This is a genomic window from Pseudomonas sp. 7-41 (genome assembly GCF_021233075.1).
Lineage (GTDB): Bacteria > Pseudomonadota > Gammaproteobacteria > Pseudomonadales > Pseudomonadaceae > Aquipseudomonas > Aquipseudomonas veronii.
This window is the reverse complement of sequence record NZ_CP089551.1, coordinates 1740156-1761867: the sequence shown is the minus strand read 5'-3', so window position 1 is coordinate 1761867 and position 21712 is coordinate 1740156. Positions and strand designations below refer to the sequence as shown.

Annotated in this window: 22 protein-coding genes; 12 read left to right on the top strand and 10 right to left on the bottom strand. The window is 61.2% G+C overall.

What is annotated here, in order from left to right:
* Positions 1–71 precede the first annotated feature (71 nt).
* From LQ249_RS07890 to dinG, 3 genes are all read right to left on the bottom strand, one after another.
* Positions 72–1217: a serine hydrolase domain-containing protein gene (locus tag LQ249_RS07890; RefSeq protein WP_057004727.1), complete on the bottom strand. Its 1146-nt coding sequence runs from the start codon at positions 1215–1217 to the stop codon at positions 72–74.
* Between the two features lie 82 nt (positions 1218–1299).
* The gene (locus LQ249_RS07885) at positions 1300–3597 is read right to left on the bottom strand and encodes a beta-galactosidase (RefSeq protein ID WP_108525972.1); all 2298 of its coding nucleotides are present in this window, start codon (positions 3595–3597) and stop codon (positions 1300–1302) included.
* 98 nt (positions 3598–3695) lie between these two features.
* The gene (gene dinG, locus LQ249_RS07880; protein WP_017844782.1) at positions 3696–5840 is read right to left on the bottom strand and encodes an ATP-dependent DNA helicase DinG; all 2145 of its coding nucleotides are present in this window, start codon (positions 5838–5840) and stop codon (positions 3696–3698) included.
* Between the two features lie 99 nt (positions 5841–5939).
* Between dinG and LQ249_RS07875 the strand changes: the two genes are divergently transcribed.
* Complete coding sequence (locus LQ249_RS07875) at positions 5940–6404, top strand: CopD family protein (protein ID WP_079442997.1); 465 nt, start codon at positions 5940–5942, stop codon at positions 6402–6404.
* A 102-nt stretch (positions 6405–6506) separates the two neighbouring features.
* Here LQ249_RS07875 and LQ249_RS07870 read toward each other — a convergent pair whose 3' ends face one another.
* On the bottom strand, positions 6507–7265 hold the full coding sequence (locus LQ249_RS07870; protein ID WP_128191898.1) for a collagen-like protein: 759 nt from the start codon (positions 7263–7265) through the stop codon (positions 6507–6509).
* 171 nt (positions 7266–7436) lie between these two features.
* The gene (locus LQ249_RS07865) at positions 7437–8132 is read right to left on the bottom strand and encodes an OmpA family protein (RefSeq protein ID WP_046384448.1); all 696 of its coding nucleotides are present in this window, start codon (positions 8130–8132) and stop codon (positions 7437–7439) included.
* A 190-nt stretch (positions 8133–8322) separates the two neighbouring features.
* On the opposite strand from LQ249_RS07865, the gene LQ249_RS07860 reads away from it, so the two are divergent.
* From LQ249_RS07860 to LQ249_RS07815, 10 genes are all read left to right on the top strand, one after another.
* Positions 8323–8820, top strand: coding sequence for a DUF6231 family protein (locus tag LQ249_RS07860; protein ID WP_232566341.1), 498 nt, complete (start codon positions 8323–8325; stop codon positions 8818–8820).
* A gap of 4 nt (positions 8821–8824) precedes the next feature.
* Positions 8825–9295 carry a YchJ family protein gene (locus LQ249_RS07855; RefSeq protein ID WP_017844777.1) on the top strand — a complete coding sequence of 157 codons (471 nt, stop codon included), beginning with the start codon at positions 8825–8827 and terminating at the stop codon, positions 9293–9295.
* A gap of 21 nt (positions 9296–9316) precedes the next feature.
* Complete coding sequence (locus tag LQ249_RS07850; RefSeq protein WP_046384449.1) at positions 9317–9799, top strand: LEA type 2 family protein; 483 nt, start codon at positions 9317–9319, stop codon at positions 9797–9799.
* Positions 9796–9996, top strand: coding sequence for an SEC-C metal-binding domain-containing protein (locus tag LQ249_RS07845; protein ID WP_003189235.1), 201 nt, complete (start codon positions 9796–9798; stop codon positions 9994–9996). The genes LQ249_RS07850 and LQ249_RS07845 overlap by 4 nt, the downstream gene beginning before the upstream one ends.
* A gap of 102 nt (positions 9997–10098) precedes the next feature.
* Entirely contained in the window at positions 10099–12540 is a 2442-nt protein-coding gene (locus tag LQ249_RS07840) for a penicillin acylase family protein (RefSeq protein ID WP_232566340.1), read from the top strand.
* A gap of 263 nt (positions 12541–12803) precedes the next feature.
* Positions 12804–13583, top strand: coding sequence for a transporter substrate-binding domain-containing protein (locus LQ249_RS07835; RefSeq protein WP_046384451.1), 780 nt, complete (start codon positions 12804–12806; stop codon positions 13581–13583).
* Between the two features lie 57 nt (positions 13584–13640).
* Positions 13641–14369 carry an ABC transporter permease gene (locus tag LQ249_RS07830; protein ID WP_057004724.1) on the top strand — a complete coding sequence of 243 codons (729 nt, stop codon included), beginning with the start codon at positions 13641–13643 and terminating at the stop codon, positions 14367–14369.
* Positions 14366–15076 carry an ABC transporter permease gene (locus tag LQ249_RS07825; RefSeq protein ID WP_017844772.1) on the top strand — a complete coding sequence of 237 codons (711 nt, stop codon included), beginning with the start codon at positions 14366–14368 and terminating at the stop codon, positions 15074–15076. Before LQ249_RS07830 ends, LQ249_RS07825 begins: the two co-directional genes overlap by 4 nt.
* A 9-nt stretch (positions 15077–15085) precedes the next feature.
* Positions 15086–16204 carry a succinylglutamate desuccinylase/aspartoacylase family protein gene (locus tag LQ249_RS07820; protein WP_169864453.1) on the top strand — a complete coding sequence of 373 codons (1119 nt, stop codon included), beginning with the start codon at positions 15086–15088 and terminating at the stop codon, positions 16202–16204.
* Positions 16205–16217: 13 nt separating this feature from the next.
* Positions 16218–16982 carry an ABC transporter ATP-binding protein gene (locus tag LQ249_RS07815; protein WP_010563548.1) on the top strand — a complete coding sequence of 255 codons (765 nt, stop codon included), beginning with the start codon at positions 16218–16220 and terminating at the stop codon, positions 16980–16982.
* A 233-nt stretch (positions 16983–17215) separates the two neighbouring features.
* Here the strand turns inward: LQ249_RS07815 and LQ249_RS07810 are convergent, their stop codons facing one another.
* Together LQ249_RS07810 and dcd are read right to left on the bottom strand one after the other, a co-directional pair.
* Positions 17216–17413: a hypothetical protein gene (locus LQ249_RS07810; RefSeq protein WP_057004722.1), complete on the bottom strand. Its 198-nt coding sequence runs from the start codon at positions 17411–17413 to the stop codon at positions 17216–17218.
* A gap of 107 nt (positions 17414–17520) precedes the next feature.
* Complete coding sequence (dcd, locus tag LQ249_RS07805) at positions 17521–18087, bottom strand: dCTP deaminase (protein WP_017844768.1); 567 nt, start codon at positions 18085–18087, stop codon at positions 17521–17523.
* Positions 18088–18486: 399 nt separating this feature from the next.
* Between dcd and LQ249_RS07800 the strand changes: the two genes are divergently transcribed.
* Positions 18487–18696, top strand: a complete 210-nt coding sequence (locus LQ249_RS07800; protein ID WP_002554837.1) for a cold-shock protein — start codon at positions 18487–18489, stop codon at positions 18694–18696.
* A 189-nt stretch (positions 18697–18885) separates the two neighbouring features.
* Here the strand turns inward: LQ249_RS07800 and rpoS are convergent, their stop codons facing one another.
* From rpoS to LQ249_RS07785, 3 genes are all read right to left on the bottom strand, one after another.
* Positions 18886–19890 carry an RNA polymerase sigma factor RpoS gene (rpoS, locus tag LQ249_RS07795; protein WP_017844767.1) on the bottom strand — a complete coding sequence of 335 codons (1005 nt, stop codon included), beginning with the start codon at positions 19888–19890 and terminating at the stop codon, positions 18886–18888.
* A 105-nt stretch (positions 19891–19995) separates the two neighbouring features.
* Complete coding sequence (locus LQ249_RS07790) at positions 19996–20832, bottom strand: peptidoglycan DD-metalloendopeptidase family protein (protein WP_026139769.1); 837 nt, start codon at positions 20830–20832, stop codon at positions 19996–19998.
* Positions 20833–21041: 209 nt separating this feature from the next.
* A complete protein-coding gene (locus LQ249_RS07785; RefSeq protein WP_169850588.1) occupies positions 21042–21677 on the bottom strand; it encodes a protein-L-isoaspartate(D-aspartate) O-methyltransferase in 636 nt (211 codons plus the stop codon).
* Positions 21678–21712: the final 35 nt, after the last annotated feature.

Genomic DNA, 21712 nt, shown 5'->3' with positions numbered 1-21712 from the left:
AGTTACAATATTTTGCTCAGCGTCTTCTTATACTTGCATTTGTAACAAAAAAACGTGAAACAGCAAGGGGTTTACAGACAACCGGCCAATATTCTGACCAACTTCTGTGCACGTGGGTCCATAAGTACGTAGGGCCCCAGCGTATTAGTCACAAAACCGAACGCTACATCATGTTCGGGGTCGGCAAACCCCAGCGAACCGCCCGCACCAGGATGTCCAAATGCACGCGGGCCAAGGCCGAAGGTCGCATTCGGCAATTGCGGTTGATCCAACATGCAGCCCAGGCCGAAACGGGTTTGGGTCAATAAGGTTTTATCGGGCCCGATACTGTGTTCACGGGTCAATTGTTCGAGCATGTCGCTTTCCAGCAAACTACCGTCCAATAAACCACTATAAAAACCCGCCAGGCTACGCGCATTACCGTGACCGTTTGCCGCTGGCTGCTGCATACGCCGCCATTCGGGTTTATTAGTGCTGGTCAGAATAGACGGCGGATTGGCAAATGCCCGCGTCGTCATGGCCGTGGGTTCACGCATCATTACTTGCAGTAAACGTTGCGCGGCTTCATCGCCCATGTTGCCTTTGCCGCGCGCTACATGGGCCACGCGATAAAATTCTTCGTCCGCCAGGCCCACATGAAAATCCAGCCCCAACGGGCGTGCAACCCGCGCCACGATGGATTCGCCCGGCCCACGCCCGTCGGCACGGCGCAGCAATTCCCCGACCAGCCAGCCATAGGTGATCGCTTCGTAGCCGTGGCCTTGGCCCGGCGTCCACCACGGCGCTTCGGCGGCCAAGGTGTCGACCATCAACGACCAGTCGTACAGCGCTTCGGTGGGCAGCATCTCGCGGATCGCCGGCAACCCGGCCTGGTGGCAGAGCAACTGGCGCAAGGTGATCGCTTCTTTACCGGCCGCGGCAAATGCCGGCCAGTAGTTGGCCACTGGCGCATCCAGTTGCAGCTTGCCTTCGGCCACCAATTGCAGGGCCGCAACGGCGGTGAAAGTCTTGGTGCAGGAGAACAGGTTGACGATGGTGTCGCTGTGCCAGGCCTGTGCCCCGTCCTTGTCGGCGGTGCCGGCCCACAGGTCGACCACGGCTTCCCCGCCGATCTGGATGCACAGCGCCGCACCACGTTCCTGCGGGTCATCGAACAACGCGACGAACGCTTCACGTACCGCTTCGAACTGGAGTTCGTAATGCCCCTGAACCTGCACCTAAGCCCCCTCGGAAAACGCTGTAAAAAGTGGCCGACATTGTTCCAGCCCTTGTAGGATTTGTGAACCCGTCAACACTCAATCAATGACCATTTCCGGCATGCCCACCGGTGTGTCCGGCGCCCTGCCCCGCACCTTTACCGTCATGCCCGGGCTTGCTGCCTTCATGCTCGCGAACCGCGCGGGCCGCCTTGGCCTTTTCGGCTTCCTTGCCCAGTTGGTCGACCGCCGCCAGGTTGCTTCGACGCACGCTGTCGACAAAGCCCTGGAACGGCACATCGGTAATGCCGACCAGACCGAAGTGGCCGTTTTCGCCGTCCAGCAGACGCCCGGTCACGGGCTGGTCCAGGTACTGGAACCAGTGAACGCCGACAATCGACGGCTCGGCCATGGCCTGCTTGAGGAAGTTGGCATACGCCGCGCCGCGATCTTCTTCCTTGGCCAACTGGGTCACACCGCCCCAGAACGGGCCGCGGTCTGCCGAGCCGAAGTTGAATTCGGTGATCAACACCGGCTTGTCCAACGCGCGCAAGGCGGCGAAGTCATAGCCGTCCTGGGGTTTGAGCGTGTACATGTTGAAGCTCAACACGTCGCAATACTGCGCACAGGACGCCACCGCCTCCGGAGTACTCACCGCGTAACGCCCGCCCAGCAGCAACTGGTTGGGCGCGTGCCATTTGAGTGCATCGGAGATGGTCTTGAAGTACGTATCGGCGAAGGTCTTCTGGAAGTGTTTGAAGTCGGCTTCGATTTCCGGGTGCTCAGGGTTGGGCATCGGCGGTTCGAAGCCCGGGTCTTCCATCAGTTCCCAGCCCGCCAGGTGGATGCCCCAAGCTTTCGACAGGCCTTCTTCGTTACGGTATTTGTCGCGCAGTTGCTTGAGGAACGCGCGCTTGGCCGGTACATCGGTGGTCATGCGCAGGGTGCCGTAGGCCAGGGCGTAACGGGATTTTGCATCGTCACCGGGACCGGCCCAGGCCAGTTCGTTATCGGCAAAAAAACCGATCAGCCAAGGATCGTCACGATGATCGCGGGCAGCGATGGCCACGGCGCGCTCGGTGGCCATGGCGAAACGCGGGTCGAACGGGTCGGGCATGCCGCCCCACCAGTCGGTGCCGGTGCTGATGCTGGCGTAATCGCCGACGATCGACAGCGGCAAGGTGTACGGCACGCGGTCCGCACTGGCCAGTTGTGCAGCGCTCCAGTTGCCGACGGTGTTGAAACCCCAGGCCTGCAGGCGGTCGAGGGTGTGGCTGACCCAGCGCTTCTGGTCGAAACCGTCAGTGTCATACGTGCGCTGCAGGTTGGCGCGGTAGAAATCGTACCAACGCCCGGCGCCAAAGCTACGCCCTTCGCCGGCGCCGTTACCGGTGCGGTTGTCGCCGCTGCCGTAGTACTTGTCAAAGGGTTCCCCGGCCTTGGGCAGCGCCGCGAACATCCATTCACGGCCCGCCACGTAGGTCTGGTTGTTATCCGAAGCCACGGTGTTGACGCCCAGGGAATAGAACGGATGCCCCTCCGGCGTCACCAGATACCAACGACCATCGCGCTTCTCGGTGCGGAAAAAGCCGCTGGCGTCGAACGCCGGGCCTTTGTTCCAACCGCCGTACTGGTCCAGGGAGGATTTATCCCGCTCGGCCAGCCAAGCCTTGAGCTGTTGCTGCTCCTTGGTGGCGGCGGCCTTGAGTTGCTCGTCGCTGCTGACCTTTTCCGGCCAGCGCGCGCGGGTGGACTGGCCATAGGCATCCACCAGTTCGCTGTAGGCCGCCTTCAGCACCGGCTCGCTGTCCTGCACACCAAAGCGCTCCAGCAGAATACTCTGGGCGACATTCGGTTTGATCATCGACAGGGTCACCGACACCACCTGGCTGCGGTCGATGTCTCCGGCGCTGCTGGCCAGTAACACGCGCTGGCCGTCGACGCTGATCGGCATCGGCGGGCCGGCCTTCATGCCCTGGCTCAATGGCGAGTTGGCTTGCAGCGGGATCAGCAGGGTCTGGGCCGGACCGGCCGGCAGGTCGATGCGGCTGACCAGGGTCTTGCCGTCGTTGCTCTGCACCTTGACGTACAGGGTCAGCGCCCAGTCCATGGCACTCTGGATACGCAGGCTGATGGCGCTGGATTGCGACCAGTCCCAGGCGCCGGTCTGCGGGCTGAGCACCAGGCTCGGTTCGGCGGCCGGGTTGAAGGTGATGCGGCGCAGCACCTCGCCTTCAGGGGTTTGTTCGGCGTTGTATTGCGGCAGGCTGGCGTCCTGGGTCGCCACTTTGACCACATCGGCAGGTCGGACGAAGTTGAACAACGTTTGTTGCCCGGCGGGCGCGGCCAGCAGTGGCGCAGCGAACAGCAGGGCAAAAAGGGCGGGCAGCGTGCGAATCATACGAGCAAGGTTCTCCCAAACGGCCGATAAATGGCCTGATGACATAATGCGATGGCAGTGAGATAGACCACGAAGTGGGCGATTTTGCCCACTGTGGCTTAAGAAATTTCGCGCCGGAACGGCGGCAAGGCATTCAGGATGGCCTTGCCATAGCGCTGCGTGACCAGACGGCGGTCCAGCAAGGTGATGGTGCCTCGGTCTTCTTCGGTCCGCAGCAAGCGCCCGCAGGCCTGCACCAGCTTCAGGGACGCATCCGGCACCGATATTTCCATGAACGGGTTGCCACCACGGGCCTCGATCCACTCGGCCAACGCGGCTTCGACCGGGTCATCCGGCACCGAGAACGGGATCTTGGCGATCACCACGTGTTCGCAGTAGGCACCGGGCAAGTCCACGCCTTCGGCAAAGCTCGCCAGGCCGAACAGCACGCTGGAATCGCCGCCATCGACCCGCGCCTTGTGCTTGTTCAGGGTTTCCTGCTTGGACAGGTTGCCCTGGATAAACACCTGCTTGCGCCAGTCGCGGTCGAGGCCGTCGAACACGTCCTGCATCTGTTTGCGCGACGAGAACAGCACCAGGGTGCCGCGTGAACCTTCGACCAGCTCCGGCAAGTCACGGATGATCGCGGCGGTGTGGGCCGGCGCATCCCGAGGGTCGGCCTTGAGGTCAGGCACGCGCAGCACACCGGCGTTAGCATGATGGAACGGGCTCGGCACCACGGCGGTGACGGCTTTTTTCGGCAGGCCGGCGCGCATGCGGAAGCGGTCGAAGGTGCCCAGGGCGGTCAGCGTGGCCGAGGTGACCAGGCAGCCATACGCCACGTTCCACAGGTTGCGTCGCAGCATTTCCGCCGCAAGGATCGGGCTGGCGTTGACCTCGATATCGAACAGCGCACCACTTTCCGACAGGGTCAGCCAACGGGCCATGGGCGGGTTGTCTTCCGGGTCTTCGACGGTAAAGGCCGTCCACAACTCCCAGTTGCCCTGGGCGCGGGACAACAGGCTGCCGAACAGTGGGTACCATTCCTCGGCCTGGTTGCTCGCGATGCCGATGTTGACCTCGCCGTCCATGCCTTCCTTGAGCAGGTCGGTCAGGCGGGTGAACAGGTCGGTCAGGCGCGAAAAACCCTTCTTCAGTTCGACGCCCATTTCACGCATGTGCTCGGGGATCAGCCCACCGACAAAGCGATGGCGCGGGCGCTCGCGGCCCTCGACGTCTTCGCCGGGCTTGAAGTCGGCGACCTGCTCGCAGGCGCTGAACATGAACTGCTGCTGGGTCTTGATCTCCCGCGCCAGTTCCGGCACCTGTTCGATCAGCTTGCCCAGATCGCCGGGCAGCGGGTGCTGGGCCAGCAGTTTGGTGAGGTTCTTGGCGGTGGCCTCGAGCCAGTCGGCGGTGGAGCGCAGGCGCGTGTAATGGGCGAAGTGGCCGATGGCCTTGTCGGGCAGGTGGTGGCCTTCGTCGAATACGTAGAGCGTGTCGCGCGGGTCCGGCAGCACGGCGCCGCCGCCCAGGGCCAGGTCGGCGAGGACCATGTCGTGGTTGGTGACGATCACGTCGACCTTGCCCATGCCTTCGCGCGCTTTATAGAAGGCGCACTGGCCGAAGTTGGGGCAATGACGGTTGGTGCATTGGCTGTGGTCGGTGGTCAGGCGCGCCCAATCGGCGTCTTCCAGGGCGGTGGGCCAGCTGTCGCGGTCGCCGTCCCATTTATTCCCGGCCAGTTTTTCGATCATGCTGGTAAACAGCTTCTGGCTGACTTCATCGACTTCGATCTTGAAGCCTTCTTCTTCGAACAAGGAGGCCGTGGCAGTTTGCGCGTGGCCTTCCTGCAGCAGCACGTCGAGCTTGGACAGGCACATATAGCGGCCACGGCCCTTGGCCAGGGCGAAGGTGAAGTTCAGGCCGCTGTTGCGCATCAGGTCGGGCAGGTCTTTGTAGACGATCTGCTCCTGCAGGGCGACGGTGGCGGTGGCGATCACCAGGCGCTTGCCGGCGGCCTTGGCGGTGGGAATCGCCGCCAGGCTGTAGGCCACGGTCTTGCCGGTACCGGTGCCGGCCTCGACGGCCACGACCGCGGGGTCACCGCTGCGCCGGCCTTCGTCGTCGGTGTCGATATCCCCGAGGACCTTGGCCACTTCGGCGATCATCAGGCGTTGGCCGTAGCGCGGTTTCAAGCTCTTGGCTTCGAGAAAACGCGAATAGGCGCCCTGGATCGTGGTTTTGAGTTCAGTGCTGATCATGGATAGTCGGGCGCAAAAAACGCTGGATAAATTTTCAGTGGTTCGGATCGACCGCTATCATACCCCGCTAATTAATCCCGCGCAGAACGGAGTACCGCAATGACCGTGTTCAGCCTCGTTTACACCCTGCATGTATTGGCCGCCCTGATCTGGGTCGGCGGCATGTTTTTCGCCTGGATGATCCTGCGCCCGGCCGCTGTGGCGGCCCTCGAGGGCCCTGCCCGGCTCAAGCTGTGGGCGAATGTGTTTCAACGTTTTTTCGTGTGGGTTTGGGTGGCGGTGCTGGTTTTGCCGATCAGCGGTGTCGGCCTGTTGCAACTGCGCTTCAGCGGGTTTGAAACCGCACCGCGTTACGTGCAGGTGATGATGGGCTTGTATGTGGTGATGACGGCGCTGTTCATCCGCATCCAGGCGTTGAAGTTCCCCGAATTGCGCGCAGCGGTGGCGGCTGAAAACTGGCCGGCCGGGGCGGCGGTGCTGGGGCAGATCCGCAAGCTGGTGGGCATTAACCTGCTCGTTGGGTTGGTGCTGGTCGCGATTGCTTCGGCGCGGCCGATGTTCTGAGACGTGCCTTAAACGGCCATCGGGAGCACGCCCCCTCCCACATTTGAAATGCATTCCAAATGTGGGAGGGGGCGTGCTCCCGATGACGTCAGATCGAACGACTCAAAGTCGCTGAATGGTCACAGTTCCCGCAGGCCCGGCCGGCCCCGGCTGCCCTTCCACCCCTGGCCGGCCTTTCTCGCCACCATCGGCGCGGTACACCAGGCAACCCTTGGATTGCCCGCCACGCCCAGGCTTGCCCGCCGTCCCCGCCAAACCGCCCGCGCCGCCATCGACCCAGACCTTGATCTTGTCGCTTGGGAAGTCCTGCGGCAGTTCGACCCGCACCTGCGCACCCGCCGCGCCAGGCAACCCGTCGCCACCGTTATCACCGTTGGCGCCGCGCCCAGCGGAGCCCCAAGTGCAACCCGGGTCTTCGCCGTTGGCGCCGTCCAGCCCGGCATAACCTTGGGCGCCAGCGCCACCACGGGCATCCACCGACAGTTCCTGCGCCGTCAGGGCATTGATGCGCAAGGTCAGGTCACGTCCGGCCCTGGCTGGTTTTTCGTGGGTACCGGGAGCGCCACGCGAGGTGATCTGGCTGCCATGTTCCAGTTGCGCACGCCGCGCCTGCAATTGCAGCCCGGTGCTCCCCGGAGCGATGGCGATGCGTGCTTCGCGGCCCAGGTGCAACTCATCCACCGAGACCTGGCTGATCGTGGCCGGGATGAGCAACGTGCCGTAGTCCGCGACGTCCAGGCGTTCCAGCTGCAATACGCTGGTACTGCTGGGCAAGCGCATCAACGAGTTGGTTTCAACACTCACGCTCTGGGCCAGGGCAACGGGGCTGACCAACAGGGCCAACAGAAAAACCTTACGCATCATGGGGCTCCTGAGTGATGGGGAATTTGTTATTTCAAATTTTTCTTTGGGCGCACAGTAACGACTTCTACAGGCGATTTGCCAGTGAAGGATCAAAAAACTTGAGAAGGCGGCGGTTTCAGCGAGGATCGCCAACGATGCCCCTGTGGAATCCCACAGGGGCAAGGCCTGTCAGCGGTTGATCTGGATTTCTACGCGGCGGTTCAGGGCACGGCCTTCAGCGGTTTTGTTGTCAGCCACCGGATGACTTTCGCCCGCACCGGTCACCGACACGAAGTTACTGCGAGGCACACCGGCGCCGATCAGGTAGTCCGTCACCGAATGTGCGCGTTTTTCCGAGAGTTTCTGGTTGTAGGCGTCCTTGCCGACGCTGTCGGTATGCCCGCTGACCCGCAACTGGGCGCTCGGGGCTTCGCGTTTCAGGCGGGTGGCGATGGTGTCGAGCGCGGTTTTATCCGCCGCCGTCAGCTTCGCCGAGTCGAACTGGAAGTGGACATCGCGAATCACGATGGTTTCTTCCTTGACCACAACCACCTCTTCAACCACCGCCGCGGGTGGCGCAGGAGGGCAACCATTGGCATCGACCTGTACGCCTTTCGGCGTGCCGGGGCACTTGTCGCGGCTGTCCGGCACGCCGTCGCCGTCTTCGTCACCATCGCCGTGTACCCAGCAATAGGCGCCGGCCATGCCGCCGATCAACAACGCGCCGTAGCCGGCATAGGCTGAGCTTTCCGTCGCACCGATCGCCGCACCGGTCACGCCGCCCACGGCGGCGCAGGTGGGCCAATCGGTTTTTTGCAAACCTGCACAACCTGTCAATACTCCGGTGAGCAGAACCAAGGGTAGAGCTGTCCGCATGATGCTCATTTGATTTCTCCTGAGGGGATCGGCAGGGGCCGATGGGTGGAGTAAAGACCGCTCCTTTCAACTGCGCCAGTACGCCACACCCCTGGATTCATTGAGGATGGGCGTACTTGAAGGACTTTTCGCAACCACCTGCTCTAGGCCCGCACGCTCAGCCGCGCTAGTCTCTAGGGTCCTGATGTGAGGATCTCTGATGACCGCTGGTATTTCTTCCCGTACACCCCAGCAAGCCCTGGCTGCCTTGCTCGATTTGCACCAGCCCAAACGCCTGTTGCTGTTGGGTGCCAGCCAGTTCCCGGCGCTGGAGGCCTTTCAAAAGGCGCACCCTGAGACCCAGGTGTCCGTCGCGACGCCTGGCGCGCTGCCGGCGGACCTCGCGGCGCAGCGTTTTGACCTGGCGCTGGTGGTCGATTGCCTGGAGCACCTGTCAAAACCACAAGGCCTGACCCTGCTGGGCGGCATCCGTAACCTCAATGCCAGCCGCATTGCGGTGCTGGTCGACCTGGGCGCCTGCGACTGGAAAGACACTGACTTCTTCTCCCTGGCCCTGCATGCCGGCGAGCGCTTCCAGCGCGATGAGCAGGTACTGACGCTGTTTACCTATGATCTGCTTGACTATAAACAGGTGCCGGACTGGCTCAACGCCCGCTTCTGGGCCAACCCGGAAAACTTCGGAAAGTATTGGTGGTAACCCGATGAGTACATCCATTTGCCCCTGTGGCAGCGGCAACCTGCTGGACGCGTGCTGCGGCCATTATCACGCCGGCCACCCGGCGCCGTGCGCCACCGCGCTGATGCGCTCGCGCTACAGCGCCTACGTACTGGGCCTGGTGGACTACCTGGTGGCTACCACGTTGCCTGCGCAGCAGGCCGGCCTGGACCGTGATGCCATCGCCACCTGGAGCGCCCAGAGCACATGGCTCGGCCTGGAAGTGGAAAGCTCCGAGGTGTTCGGCGGCCAGCCGGAACATGCGTTCGTGACGTTTACCGCGCGCTGGCATGACAGCACCGGCGAACACAGCCACCGCGAACAGTCCTCTTTCGTACAGAATGAGGGACACTGGTACTTCATCGACCCCACCGTGGAAGTGAAGGCCGGACGCAATGATGCATGCGTCTGCGGGAGTGGGCAGAAGTTCAAGAAGTGTTGCTCCAGCTACCTCTAACCACCTCACAGGGATCGCGCCATGCTCCGCACTTACAGCTTGTTGCTGGCGTTGACCCTTGGCTTGAGTGGCTGCGCCTCATGGTTCGAGGACGATGCCCCACCGCCCCACGTCGCCCTGGTGAAGGTCGAAGTGGTGCGGGCCAAGTTGCTCGAACAGAAGTTCAAGCTGTATTTCCGCGTGGATAACCGCGACGACGCCGACCTCACGGTGCGCGGCCTGATCTACAAGGTCACCCTGGGTCGCTTGCTGCTGACCGAAGGCGAATCCAACGAATGGCTCACCGTGCCGCCGCGTGGCCACGCCTTTTTCAAGATCTCGGTACGCACCAACCTCTGGCCGCAGATCCGTGACGTCGTGCAGATGCTGAAAAACCCCGACCGGCCCGTGCCTTATCGGCTGGAAGGCGAGCTGAAAACCGGATTATTCATCGGTAATGACGTGCGCGTGGACCACAATGGCGAGATAATCCCCGGCGATTTTATTCCGGAGCGACATCGATGACTCAGCAACCCCATGTCCATGGTCCTGACTGCAACCACGATCACGATCACCATGATCACGACCACGGCCATGTCCACGGCCCGAACTGCGGCCACGCTCACCAGGAGCCGGTGCGCAACGCCCTGAAAGACGTTGGCCGCAACGATCCATGCCCGTGCGGCAGCGAGAAGAAATTCAAGAAGTGCCACGGCGCTTGAAACCTGGCTACTGAAAATAAGCTTTAGCTCCTGCTTGCGTCGTTTCACCGCGCTCACTAACGTAGCGCCTTTACTGACGCTACCCCCCGCAGGAGCTTTGCCATGGCCTCGCCAGCCCTTTCACATTTTCTTCCCCGGTTCGGCGTTGCCGCGGCAGTGGCCAGTGCATTAAGCCTGGCCGGTTGCCAGCTCCAGAGCACCCAGGACACCCTGCCACCCGTTACCGGCGTCCAGCCGATCAAGGGCCTCGCGCAGAATGTTTCGATACGCCGCAATGCCCAGGGCATGCCGCTGATTGAAAGCAATACCTTCCACGACGCGCTGTTCAGCCTCGGCTATGTGCATGCCAGCGACCGCATCACGCAGATGGTCACGTTGCGCCTGCTGGCCCAGGGCCGTCTGGCGGAAATGTCCGGCCCCGAGGTGCTGGATGTCGACCGTTTCATGCGCGCGGTCAACCTGAAAAAAAGCGCCGGCGAGCTCTACAACGCCTCGTCGCCGCGCCTCAAGCGCTTCTTTGAAGTGTATGCCCGCGGCGTCAACGCCTACCTGTTCCGCTACCGCGACAAGCTGCCGCCGGACCTGGCCCAGACCGGCTACAAACCCGAGTACTGGAAGCCGGAAGATTCGGCGCTGTTGTTCTGCCTGTTGAATTTCAGCGAGTCGGCCAACCTGCAGGAAGAATTGTCATCGCTGGTGCTCGCGCAAAAGGTCGGTGTCGACAAACTCGCCTGGCTCACCCCAAGCGCGCCGGACGAGCCGATCCCCCTGGCCGAAGCCGACAAGCTCAAGGGCGTGAACCTGAGCCAGATCACCGGCCTGGCCGGGCTGGACACGGTCAGCCAGCAACTGAGCAGCCTCAACTCACTGGCGGTGACCACTTCGAGCAACTGGGCCATCGGCCCGCAACGCAGCCGCAGCGGCAAGAGCCTGCTGGCCAATGACCTCGCCGCCCAGCCGCAAGCCCCGTCGCCATGGAACTACGTGCAGATCCGCGCACCGAAATACCAGGCCGTCGGCGCCTCGATCGCCGGCCTGCCGACCCTGTTGTCCGGCTTCAACGGCAAAGTGGCGTGGAGCATGAGCACGGTCAAGGGCGACACCCAGGACCTGTTCCTGGAAAAGGTCAAACGCCAGGGCAGCGCGCTGTACTACGAGAACAACGGTAAATGGCTACCGGCCGCTGTGCGCAACGAGACCTTTTTCATCAAAGGCCAACGCTCGATTCGTGAGGTGGTGTACGAAACCCGCCACGGCGCCCTGCTCAACAGCAGCCAGGCGCTGACCAGCGGGCTGGGCCTGGCCCTGCAAACGGCGGACTTCAAGGACGACAAGAGCCTTGATGCGTTCTTCGACCTGTCCCGCGCGCAAAACGCCGCCAAGGCCTCGGATGCGACCCGGGAAATCCGCGCCATCGCCTTGAACATGGTGTTCGCCGACGCCAGCAACATCGGCTGGCAGGTTACCGGGCGCTTCCCCAACCGCCGCGAAGGCGAAGGCCTGCTGCCCTCGCCGGGCTGGGATGCGCGCTTCGACTGGGACGGTTACGCCGACGCGATGCTGCACCCTTATGACCAGGACCCGGCCCAAGGCTGGATCGGCACCGCCAACCAGCGTACCGCGCCGCGCGGTTATGGCATGCAACTGTCCAACTCCTGGGACGCTCCGGAGCGCAGCGAGCGCCTGGCGCAATTGGCCAATGCCGGCAAGCATGACAGCCGCAGCATGATCGCCATGCAATACGACCAGACCACCACGTTCGCAGCCAAGCTCAAGAACATGTTCCAGGCGCCGGGCATGGCGCAGCCGCTGAAACAGGCGATCGCTGCGCTGCCCGCGGCCGAACAGGCCAAGGCCCGTGAAGCGCAGAATCGTCTGATGGCGTTTGACGGCCGCCTGACGCCGACGTCCGCCGACGCAGCGATGTATGAGCTGTTCCTGCAGGAAAGCAGCAAACAGATCTTCCTCGACGAACTCGGCCCGCAAAACAGCGCCAGCTGGAAAGCCTTTGTCAGCAACGCGAGCCTGTCCTACGCCGCCCAGGCCGACCACCTGCTGGGCCGTGAAGACAGCCCGTTCTGGGACGATGTCCGCACCGCGCAGAAAGAAGACAAACCGACGATCCTCGCCCGCAGCCTGGCCGCTGCGATCACTGCCGGCGACAGCCAACTGGGTACCGATCACAAGGCCTGGCAGTGGGGCAAACTGCACAGCACCACCTGGAAGAACCGCAATGGCCAGGTGATCCGCGGCCCGCTGGCCAGCGGCGGCGACCACAACACCCTGAACCCGGCGCCGTACAACTGGGGACAGAGTTTCGACACCACCCAAGTGCCGGCACTGCGCATGATTGTCGACTTCGGCCAGGCAGAACCGATGACGGGCCAGGGCGGTATCGGCCAGTCCGGCAACCCGGTCAGCCCGAACTATGCCAATGGCATCGATCCGTCGCTCAAGGCGCAATACCTGAGCTTCCCGATGCAGCCGCAGAACTTTGACAAGGTGTATGGGAAAGCCAGGCTGACCCTCACGCCCGGCAAATAACCGTACCAACAGGTGGGAGCAGGCAAGCCTGCTCCCACATTTTTTAATCTGCGCTCGATCCAAAATAGTGCAGCCTATTTTTCATGCCCATTTTCGGGCACCTCCTATACTCATAGCTCCCTCCTCTCACCTTTTAAAACGATCATTCGGAGCTGCATTCGGAACTATGGTGCAGAAATTGCTACTTGTGATCCGTCTGACACCGTTCAGTAACAGTCCTAAACGCGCCACAAGCGCTTATCTTGGTTTCCAGGGATTACATAATGAAAAAAGCATTGCTGACCCTTTCTGCACTGGCTCTGTGCATGGCCGCTGGTTCCGCCTTGGCCAAGGAATACAAGGAATTGCGTTTTGGTGTCGATCCTTCCTACGCGCCGTTCGAGTCCAAAGCCGCTGACGGCAGCCTGGTGGGCTTCGACATCGACCTGGGCAATGCGATCTGCGCCGAGCTGAAGGTCAAGTGCAAGTGGGTCGAAAGCGACTTCGACGGCATGATTCCAGGCCTCAAAGCCAACAAATTCGACGGTGTGATTTCGTCCATGACCGTCACCGAAGCCCGTATGAAGGCCATCGACTTCTCCAACGAGCTGTTCTCCGGCCCGACTTCGCTGGTATTCAAGAAGGGCGCCGGCTACTCCACGCCTGAGTCGCTCAAGGGCAAAACCGTGGGCTACGAGCAAGGCACCATCCAGGAAGCCTATGCCAAGGCCGTATTGGATAAAGCCGGTGTAACCACCAAGGCCTACGCCAACCAGGACCAGGTCTACGCTGACCTGACCTCCGGCCGTCTCGACGCCTCCGTGCAGGACATGCTGCAAGCCGAACTGGGCTTCCTGAAGTCGCCGGCCGGTGCCGGTTACGAAGTCAGCGCGGCCATCGACGACCCATTGCTGCCGTCGAAAACCGCGGTCGGTATCAAAAAAGGTAACACTGAGCTGAAGGCCCTTTTGGATAAAGGTATCAAAGCGTTACACGATGATGGCACCTACGCCAGCATCCAGAAGAAACACTTTGGCGATCTGAACCTGTACAGCGGCAAATAATGCCTGGGGCGCCCCTTCCCGGGAGGGGCGCTGTTTTATCGCCATAGGTCCTGATTTATGTTCGAAGAACTGTTGCAAACCCTCGGGCTGAGCGCGTTCAGTTTGAAGGGTTTCGGCCCGCTGTTGCTGCAAGGCACCTGGATGACCCTCAAGTTGTCGGTGCTGTCCCTGGCCGTCAGCGTGTTGCTGGGCCTGCTCGGCGCCAGCGCCAAACTGTCCAGCCTGCCCTTCCTGCGCATTCCCGCCCAGCTCTACACCACGCTGATTCGTGGCGTGCCCGACCTGGTACTGATGCTGCTGATTTTCTACAGCCTGCAAACCTGGCTGACCGGTCTTACCGACTTCATGGAATGGGACTACATCGAAATCGACCCATTCAGCGCCGGGGTGATCACCCTGGGCTTTATTTACGGTGCGTACTTCACCGAAACCTTTCGCGGCGCGATCCTCGCGGTGCCCCGTGGTCAACTGGAAGCCGCCACGGCTTACGGCCTCAAGCGCGGGCAGCGGTTTCGCTACGTGACCTTCCCGCAAATGATGCGCTTTGCCCTGCCGGGCATCGGCAACAACTGGATGGTAATGCTCAAGGCCACCGCACTGGTGTCGATCATCGGCCTCGCGGATCTGGTCAAGGCCGCGCAGGACGCCGGCAAGAGCACCTATCAGCTGTTTTACTTCCTGGTGATCGCCGCACTGATCTACCTGCTGATCACCAGTGCGTCCAACTTTGTCCTGCGCCGTCTTGAACGTCGCTATTCGGCAGGCTCGCGGGAGGCCGTGCGATGATCGAACTCTTGCAGGAATACTGGCGCCCATTCCTTTACAGCGACGGCCAGCACATCACCGGCCTGGCCATGACCATGTGGTTGCTCAGCGCCTCGCTGGTGATCGGCTTCCTGGTGTCGATTCCGCTGTCCATCGCCCGGGTGTCGCGCAATCCCTTGGTGCGCTGGCCGGTGCAGTTCTACACCTACCTGTTTCGCGGCACGCCGCTCTATATCCAATTGCTGATCTGTTACACCGGCATCTACAGCATCGCCGCCGTGCGCGCCCAACCGGTGCTGGATGCGTTCTTTCGCGATGCGATGAACTGCACGGTCCTGGCCTTTGCCCTCAACACCTGCGCCTACACCACGGAGATTTTCGCCGGGGCGATCCGCAGCATGGCCCACGGCGAAGTCGAAGCGGCCAAAGCCTACGGCCTCAGCGGCTGGAAGCTGTACGCCTATGTCATCATGCCGTCGGCCCTGCGCCGTTCATTGCCGTACTACAGCAACGAAGTGATTTTGATGCTGCACTCGACGACAGTGGCGTTTACCGCGACGATCCCGGACATTCTCAAAGTGGCCCGGGACGCCAACTCGGCCACGTTCCTCACCTTTCAATCGTTCGGCATCGCTGCGCTGATCTACCTGACCGTGACCTTTGCCCTGGTCGGTCTGTTTCGTCTGGCGGAGCGCCGCTGGCTGGCCTTCCTCGGGCCGAGCCACTAAGGAGCCTTCATGCGTCATCAGGTTCATGAACTGATCGCGCCCGTGCCTGGCACGGCACGGCAGATTCACAGTTTCCACTTCGGCCCGGAGCTGGCCGAACGCAAGGTCTACATCCAGTCGTCACTGCATGCCGATGAATTGCCGGGCATGCTGGTGGCCTGGCACCTCAAGGCGCGCCTGGCGCAACTGGTCGCCGCCGGGCGCTTGCGCAGCGAGATAGTGCTGGTGCCGATCGCCAACCCGGCGGGCCTCGAACAAGTGTTGATGGACATCCCGCTGGGCCGCTATGAGCTGGAAAGCGGGCAGAACTTCAATCGCCTGTTTGTCGACCTCAGTGAAGAGGTGGGCGATCGGGTCGAGGATGTGCTCGGGGATGATCCCCAGCGCAACGTCGAATTGATCCGCACGGCACTCTCCACCGCGCTGGCCGCACAAACCGCCGCGACGCAGTTGCAGTCCCAGCGCCTGGTGCTGCAACGCCTGGCTTGCGATGCCGACATGGTGCTCGACCTGCATTGCGATTTCGAAGCCGTGGCGCACCTGTACACCACGCCCGAGGCCTGGCCGCAGGTGGAGCCGTTGGCGCGCTATATCGGCTCGGAGGCCAACTTGCTGGCCACCGATTCCGGCGGGCAATCTTTCGATGAGTGCTTCAGCCTGGTGTGGTGGCAATTGCAGCAACGCTTCGGCGAACGCTTCCCGATCCCCATGGGCAGTTTTTCGGTGACCGTCGAGCTGCGCGGCCAGGGCGACGTCAACCACGGCCTGGCCGGCCTCGACTGCCAGGCGATCATCGACTACCTGATTCACTTCGGCGCGATTGCCGGCGACGTGGCACCGCTGCCCGCCCTGCCCTACCCGGCCACCCCGCTGGCGGGAGTCGAACCGGTGGCGACGCCGGTCGGAGGCCTGCTGGTGTTCAGTGCCTTGCCCGGCGAGTACCTCGAAGCCGGGCAACTGATCGCCGAAATCATCGACCCCATTACTGACCGCGTAACGCCTGTGCATTGTCAAAACGCCGGCCTGCTTTACGCCCGTTCGCTACGGCGCATGGCCACTGCGGGGATGGTCATCGGCCATGTCGCAGGTTCAGAGGCCTACCGCAGCGGCTACCTACTTTCGCCTTGAGGATGCACGCCCCATGTACAAACTGACCGTTGAAGGCCTGCATAAAAGCTATGGCGACAATGAAGTGCTCAAAGGCGTCTCGCTCAAGGCCAAGACCGGTGACGTGATCAGCCTGATCGGCGCCAGCGGCTCGGGCAAGAGCACCTTCCTGCGCTGCATCAACTTTCTGGAAACCCCCAACGACGGCGCGATGACCCTCGATGACAAGCCGATCCGCATGGTCAGCGACCGCCACGGCATGCGCGTGGCCGACGATGCCGAGCTGCAGCGCCTGCGCACACGCCTGGCGATGGTGTTCCAGCACTTCAACCTGTGGAGCCACATGAGCGTGCTGGAAAACATCACCATGGCCCCGCGCCGGGTGCTGGGCTGCAGTAAGAAAGACGCCGAAGACCGTGCCCGTCGCTACCTGGACAAAGTCGGACTGCCGGCCCGCGTGGCCGATCAATACCCGGCATTTCTCTCCGGCGGCCAGCAGCAACGCGTGGCCATCGCCCGCGCCCTGGCGATGGAACCGGAAGTGATGCTGTTCGACGAACCCACCTCGGCCCTCGACCCGGAGCTGGTGGGCGAAGTGCTGAAGGTGATCCAGGGCCTGGCCGAGGAAGGCCGCACCATGATCATGGTGACCCACGAGATGAGCTTTGCGCGCAAGGTGTCGAGCCAGGTGCTGTTCCTGCACAAGGGCCTGGTGGAAGAGCAAGGCACGCCGGAGGATGTGCTGGGCAACCCGAAGAGTGAGCGCCTGCAACAGTTCCTGAGTGGCAATCTGAAGTAAGCCTTCGCCGATCTTCCCACGCGCCCCCTGCGCCGCCTAAGCGCTCTGAGAGCCCGCCCAGCCGGCCCATGCGCTTGAGCGCGGCAATCCACGATAAGCGCGCAGGCGGCCCGCTGCCCGCGTTTTGGGGCTTTGCTGGGGATACTGAGTGCAACACGGCAGATATTTGTGATCGGCCGCCAGGAGAAATGGCCAGCCCGCGGAAGGACTGACCATATTCCAATCTGCAGGCATCAGGCCATCGGCGCGGGTGGCGGCTCGTCCGGAAGGGTCGGTTCGCCAGGTGCGGTAGGCTCAGGGGAATCCGGGTCAGGTTGACCGGGGAGACCACCCGCATAGGCAGGGTCGGCCATCAGGGACCACGCCATCACGCCAATCTGGTTGGGTTCAAGCCGGGCGAGTTCGGCGCTGATTCGCGGGTCGAGCTTCATAAGGTACTCCTCAAGCGTGGCTCGGCGCGCATTGCACGCACCGAAGCAGTACACCCAATAGAGTCACTTTCCGCAGACTAATTCCCTTTACGCGTAGGAGCTTTCGATCAAGCGCGTGGCAAGGTGACGCCGCGCTGGCCCTGGTACTTGCCAGCACGGTCCTTATAGGACACTTCACAGGCCTCATCGGACTGCAGGAACAGCATCTGCGCCACGCCTTCGTTGGCATAGATCTTCGCTGGCAGGGTGGTGGTGTTGGAGAATTCCAGGGTGACGTGACCTTCCCACTCAGGCTCAAGCGGCGTCACGTTGACGATGATGCCGCAGCGCGCGTAAGTGCTTTTACCCAGGCAGATGGTCAGCACGTCGCGGGGAATACGGAAGAACTCCACGGTGCGCGCCAGGGCGAAGGAGTTGGGCGGGATGATGCACACGTCGCTCTTGACGTCGACGAAGCTCTTTTCGTCGAAGTTCTTCGGATCGACGATCGCCGAGTTGATATTGGTGAACACCTTGAACTCATCGGCACAACGCACGTCGTAGCCGTAGCTGGAAACACCATACGAAATCACGCGATCGGCGTCGTCACCACGGATCTGGCGCTCAACGAACGGTTCGATCATGCCGTGCTCTTGCGCCATGCGGCGAATCCACTTGTCCGATTTGATGCTCATGGCGGGTGTCCTGATAGCGAGGTGGAAAAATTCTGTTGGGCATCTTACCGGGGCAGGCGTTGGGGTTCAAAGGGCGTGGGGCTTTTGTTGACGAATGTGTTGATCAATGCCCGCCTTGTACAAGCCGCGCCCATTGGGGCCGGGACCCGAATCGGCGTGCACGACGGACGTAAATACCACCGCCAGTCACGAAATTAGAGAAACCTTCGGAAATACCATTGGCACGTTCCGGAAAAAGGGTTAAGGTGGCGCCACTGTGCTGCTTGTGTCACTGAGAATCTCTACACGATATGTTGAATTTCGATCCAACCATCTCCAAGAATTTTTCCTGCTCTTTGCACTCAGTCTCGGCCAGGGCTTTTCCTGAGTCGCAGTTAACTTTGTCCAAGGAGATACACCATGTCTAATCGCCAAACTGGTACCGTTAAGTGGTTCAACGATGAAAAAGGCTTCGGCTTCATCACTCCACAATCCGGTGACGACCTGTTCGTTCACTTCAAAGCTATCCAATCCGACGGCTTCAAAAGCCTGAAAGAAGGCCAACAGGTTTCTTTCATCGCTACCCGCGGTCAGAAAGGCATGCAAGCTGAAGAAGTTCAAGTTATCTAACTTGTACTGACTCAGTCGAAAGAACCCCGCCCTTAAAAGCGGGGTTTTTTTATGCCTGGATTTGGGCATGCATGAGCGCAAAAAATATGGGAGGGGGCTTACTCCCGATGGCGGTGGGTCAGTCAATACATCCAGTGACTGATCCACTGCCATCGGGAGCAAGCCCCCTCCCACATTCAGACTGCGTCGTTACTGAAACAACGACTCGCTCGACAAGCCGTTCTTCTCCAGGATCTCACGCAAGCGCTTGAGCCCTTCTACCTGGATCTGCCGCACCCGCTCACGGGTCAAGCCGATCTCCAGGCCTACATCCTCCAGGGTGCTGCTCTCATGACCGCGCAGGCCGAAGCGGCGAATCACCACCTCGCGCTGCTTGTCCGTAAGCTCCGACAACCACTGGTCAATGCTTTGGGAAAGATCATCGTCCTGCAACAGCTCGCAAGGGTCTGTCGGGCGATCATCCGTCAGGGTGTCCAGCAGGGTTTTGTCCGAATCCGGGCCCAGCGAGACGTCGACCGAAGACACGCGCTCGTTAAGACCGAGCATGCGCTTGACCTCGCCCACCGGTTTTTCCAGCAGGTTGGCGATTTCTTCGGGAGAGGGTTCATGATCGAGTTTTTGTGTCAGCTCACGCGCCGCCCGCAGGTAGACGTTGAGCTCCTTGACCACATGGATCGGCAACCGGATCGTGCGGGTTTGATTCATGATCGCCCGTTCGATGGTCTGACGAATCCACCAGGTGGCATAGGTCGAGAAGCGGAAGCCGCGTTCGGGGTCGAACTTCTCCACCGCCCGGATCAAGCCCAGGTTGCCCTCCTCGATCAGGTCCAACAGGGACAGCCCACGATTGACGTAGCGTCGGGCGATTTTCACCACCAGACGCAGGTTGCTTTCAATCATGCGCTTGCGCCCAGCCGGATCGCCCTTTTGCGACAAGCGCGCAAAATGGACTTCTTCTTCGGGAGTCAGCAGAGGGGAAAAGCCGATTTCATTGAGGTACAGCTGGGTCGCATCGAGCGCCCGCGTGTAGTCAATGTACTTATGTTGCTTTAACGCAGTGGAGTTCTTGGATTTGGTGCGAACTGAAGGTACAGCCATTCCCTCATTCGACATCGATTCCATAGCGATGCCGGTCTCCGTAAGGAGAACCTCATCGTCGATGTCAAACTCCGGCGCTTCTTTACTGAGAGCCATTGTTATAGTCCTTTGGTGAGTTCGACCTCAAGCTCAAGCGACGCCTTTATCCTTGGCAACGCTGGAGCCTGTTCCTTCTACGTGAGGGAACAGGCTGGCAACACATCAACGACGGGGTAGGAATTGCAGAGGATCTACAGGTTTCCCTTGACGGCGAATCTCAAAGTGCAGTTTCACCCGGTCTGTACCAGTTGACCCCATTTCGGCAATTGTCTGTCCGACTTTGACCTGCTGCCCCTCCCGAACCAACAGCCTACGGTTGTGGCCGTAAGCACTGACGTAGGTATCGCTGTGTTTGATGATGACCAGCTCGCCGTAGCCCCGCAAACCACTCCCGGCGTACACCACTGTCCCATCAGATGCAGCTAAAACAGGCTGTCCCAAATCCCCGGCGATATCAATGCCTTTATTCAAACTACCGTTTGAAGAGAATTTTCCAATCAATACGCCGTTCGACGGCCATCCCCAGCCGGTCGGCGCAGGCCCCGCAGGCGGCAGCGGCGCGGCTGCCGGTTTGCTCGCAACCGCAGGCGCGGCGCTGCCTGCAGGCCGCGTGATGATCGTGGTTTTGCTCGAGGACGAGGGCGAAGATGTGGTGTTTGTCACCACTGACGTCGGTGTTGAACCGGTGCGTCCATCGAAGCGAATCGTCTGACCCGGATGTATCGTGTAGGGCACCGGAATATTGTTGCGCGCGGCGAGCGCCTTGTAGTCCCAGCCATAGCGGAAGGCAATCGAAAACAGCGTATCGCCCTTGCGCACCACATACTGCCCCGTGGTCACGGTCGGCTTCTGCGGCGCGGCATTCGTGCGATCAACCACCCTCGCGCCCCCGGAAGGCGTGCTCGAACAAGCCGCCAATAAGGAACTCAAGACAAGGCCAAGCACCAGTCGCTGAAAGCTTGTTTTACTCATACGCTGCGCAAGACCTGTGAGACTCACCCGCCGCTCCCTTTGTGGTGGCTGAACATGAATGCCTGTATCAGGCTTGAAATATGTCGTAAGTATAACTGGGCATTGGCTTTTTACTGGCACACGACTGAAACGAAAGATTCATCGCGTTTAAAACCAACGACCGATCATGTTGACTCTATAGACCCCGCCGTAAGACACATCGCCGCCAACAGAATTCACTGCTCGCGAATAAATGATCAGGCCAGCGGGCCATTGAGCAACGGCACGAAACGCACGGCGCCGAGCACATGCCGGGAAAAGCCTTCGTCTTCACGGATAATGAGCATCAATTGTTGCACTTCGCCGGAACCCACCGGGATCACCAGCCGACCGCCGGGGGCCAGTTGATCGAGCAACGCCTGCGGTACATCGGTGGCGACCGCGGTGACGATGATGCCGTTATACGGCGCCAGCGCCGGCCAGCCTTCCCAGCCATCGCCCCAGCGGAACACCACGTTGCGCAGGTTCAGTTCCACCAGGCGTTCCTTGGCGCGGTCCTGCAGCACCTTGATGCGCTCCACCGAGAACACGCGCTCTACCAACTGCGACAGCACGGCAGTCTGGTAGCCGGAACCGGTGCCGATCTCCAGCACCTTGTCCAACGGGCCCGCCGCCAGCAGCAGCTCGCTCATGCGCGCAACCATATACGGCTGGGAAATGGTCTGGTTATGCCCGATCGGCAACGCCGTGTCTTCATAGGCGCGATGGGCCAGGGCCTCATCGACAAACAGGTGCCGGGGCGTGCGCCGGATCACTTCCAGTACCTGGGCGTTGGACAGGCCTTCTTCGTACAGGCGCTGGATCAGACGCTCGCGGGTGCGCTGGGAGGTCATCCCGATGCCGCGACGCAACAGGTCGTCTTGTTCAC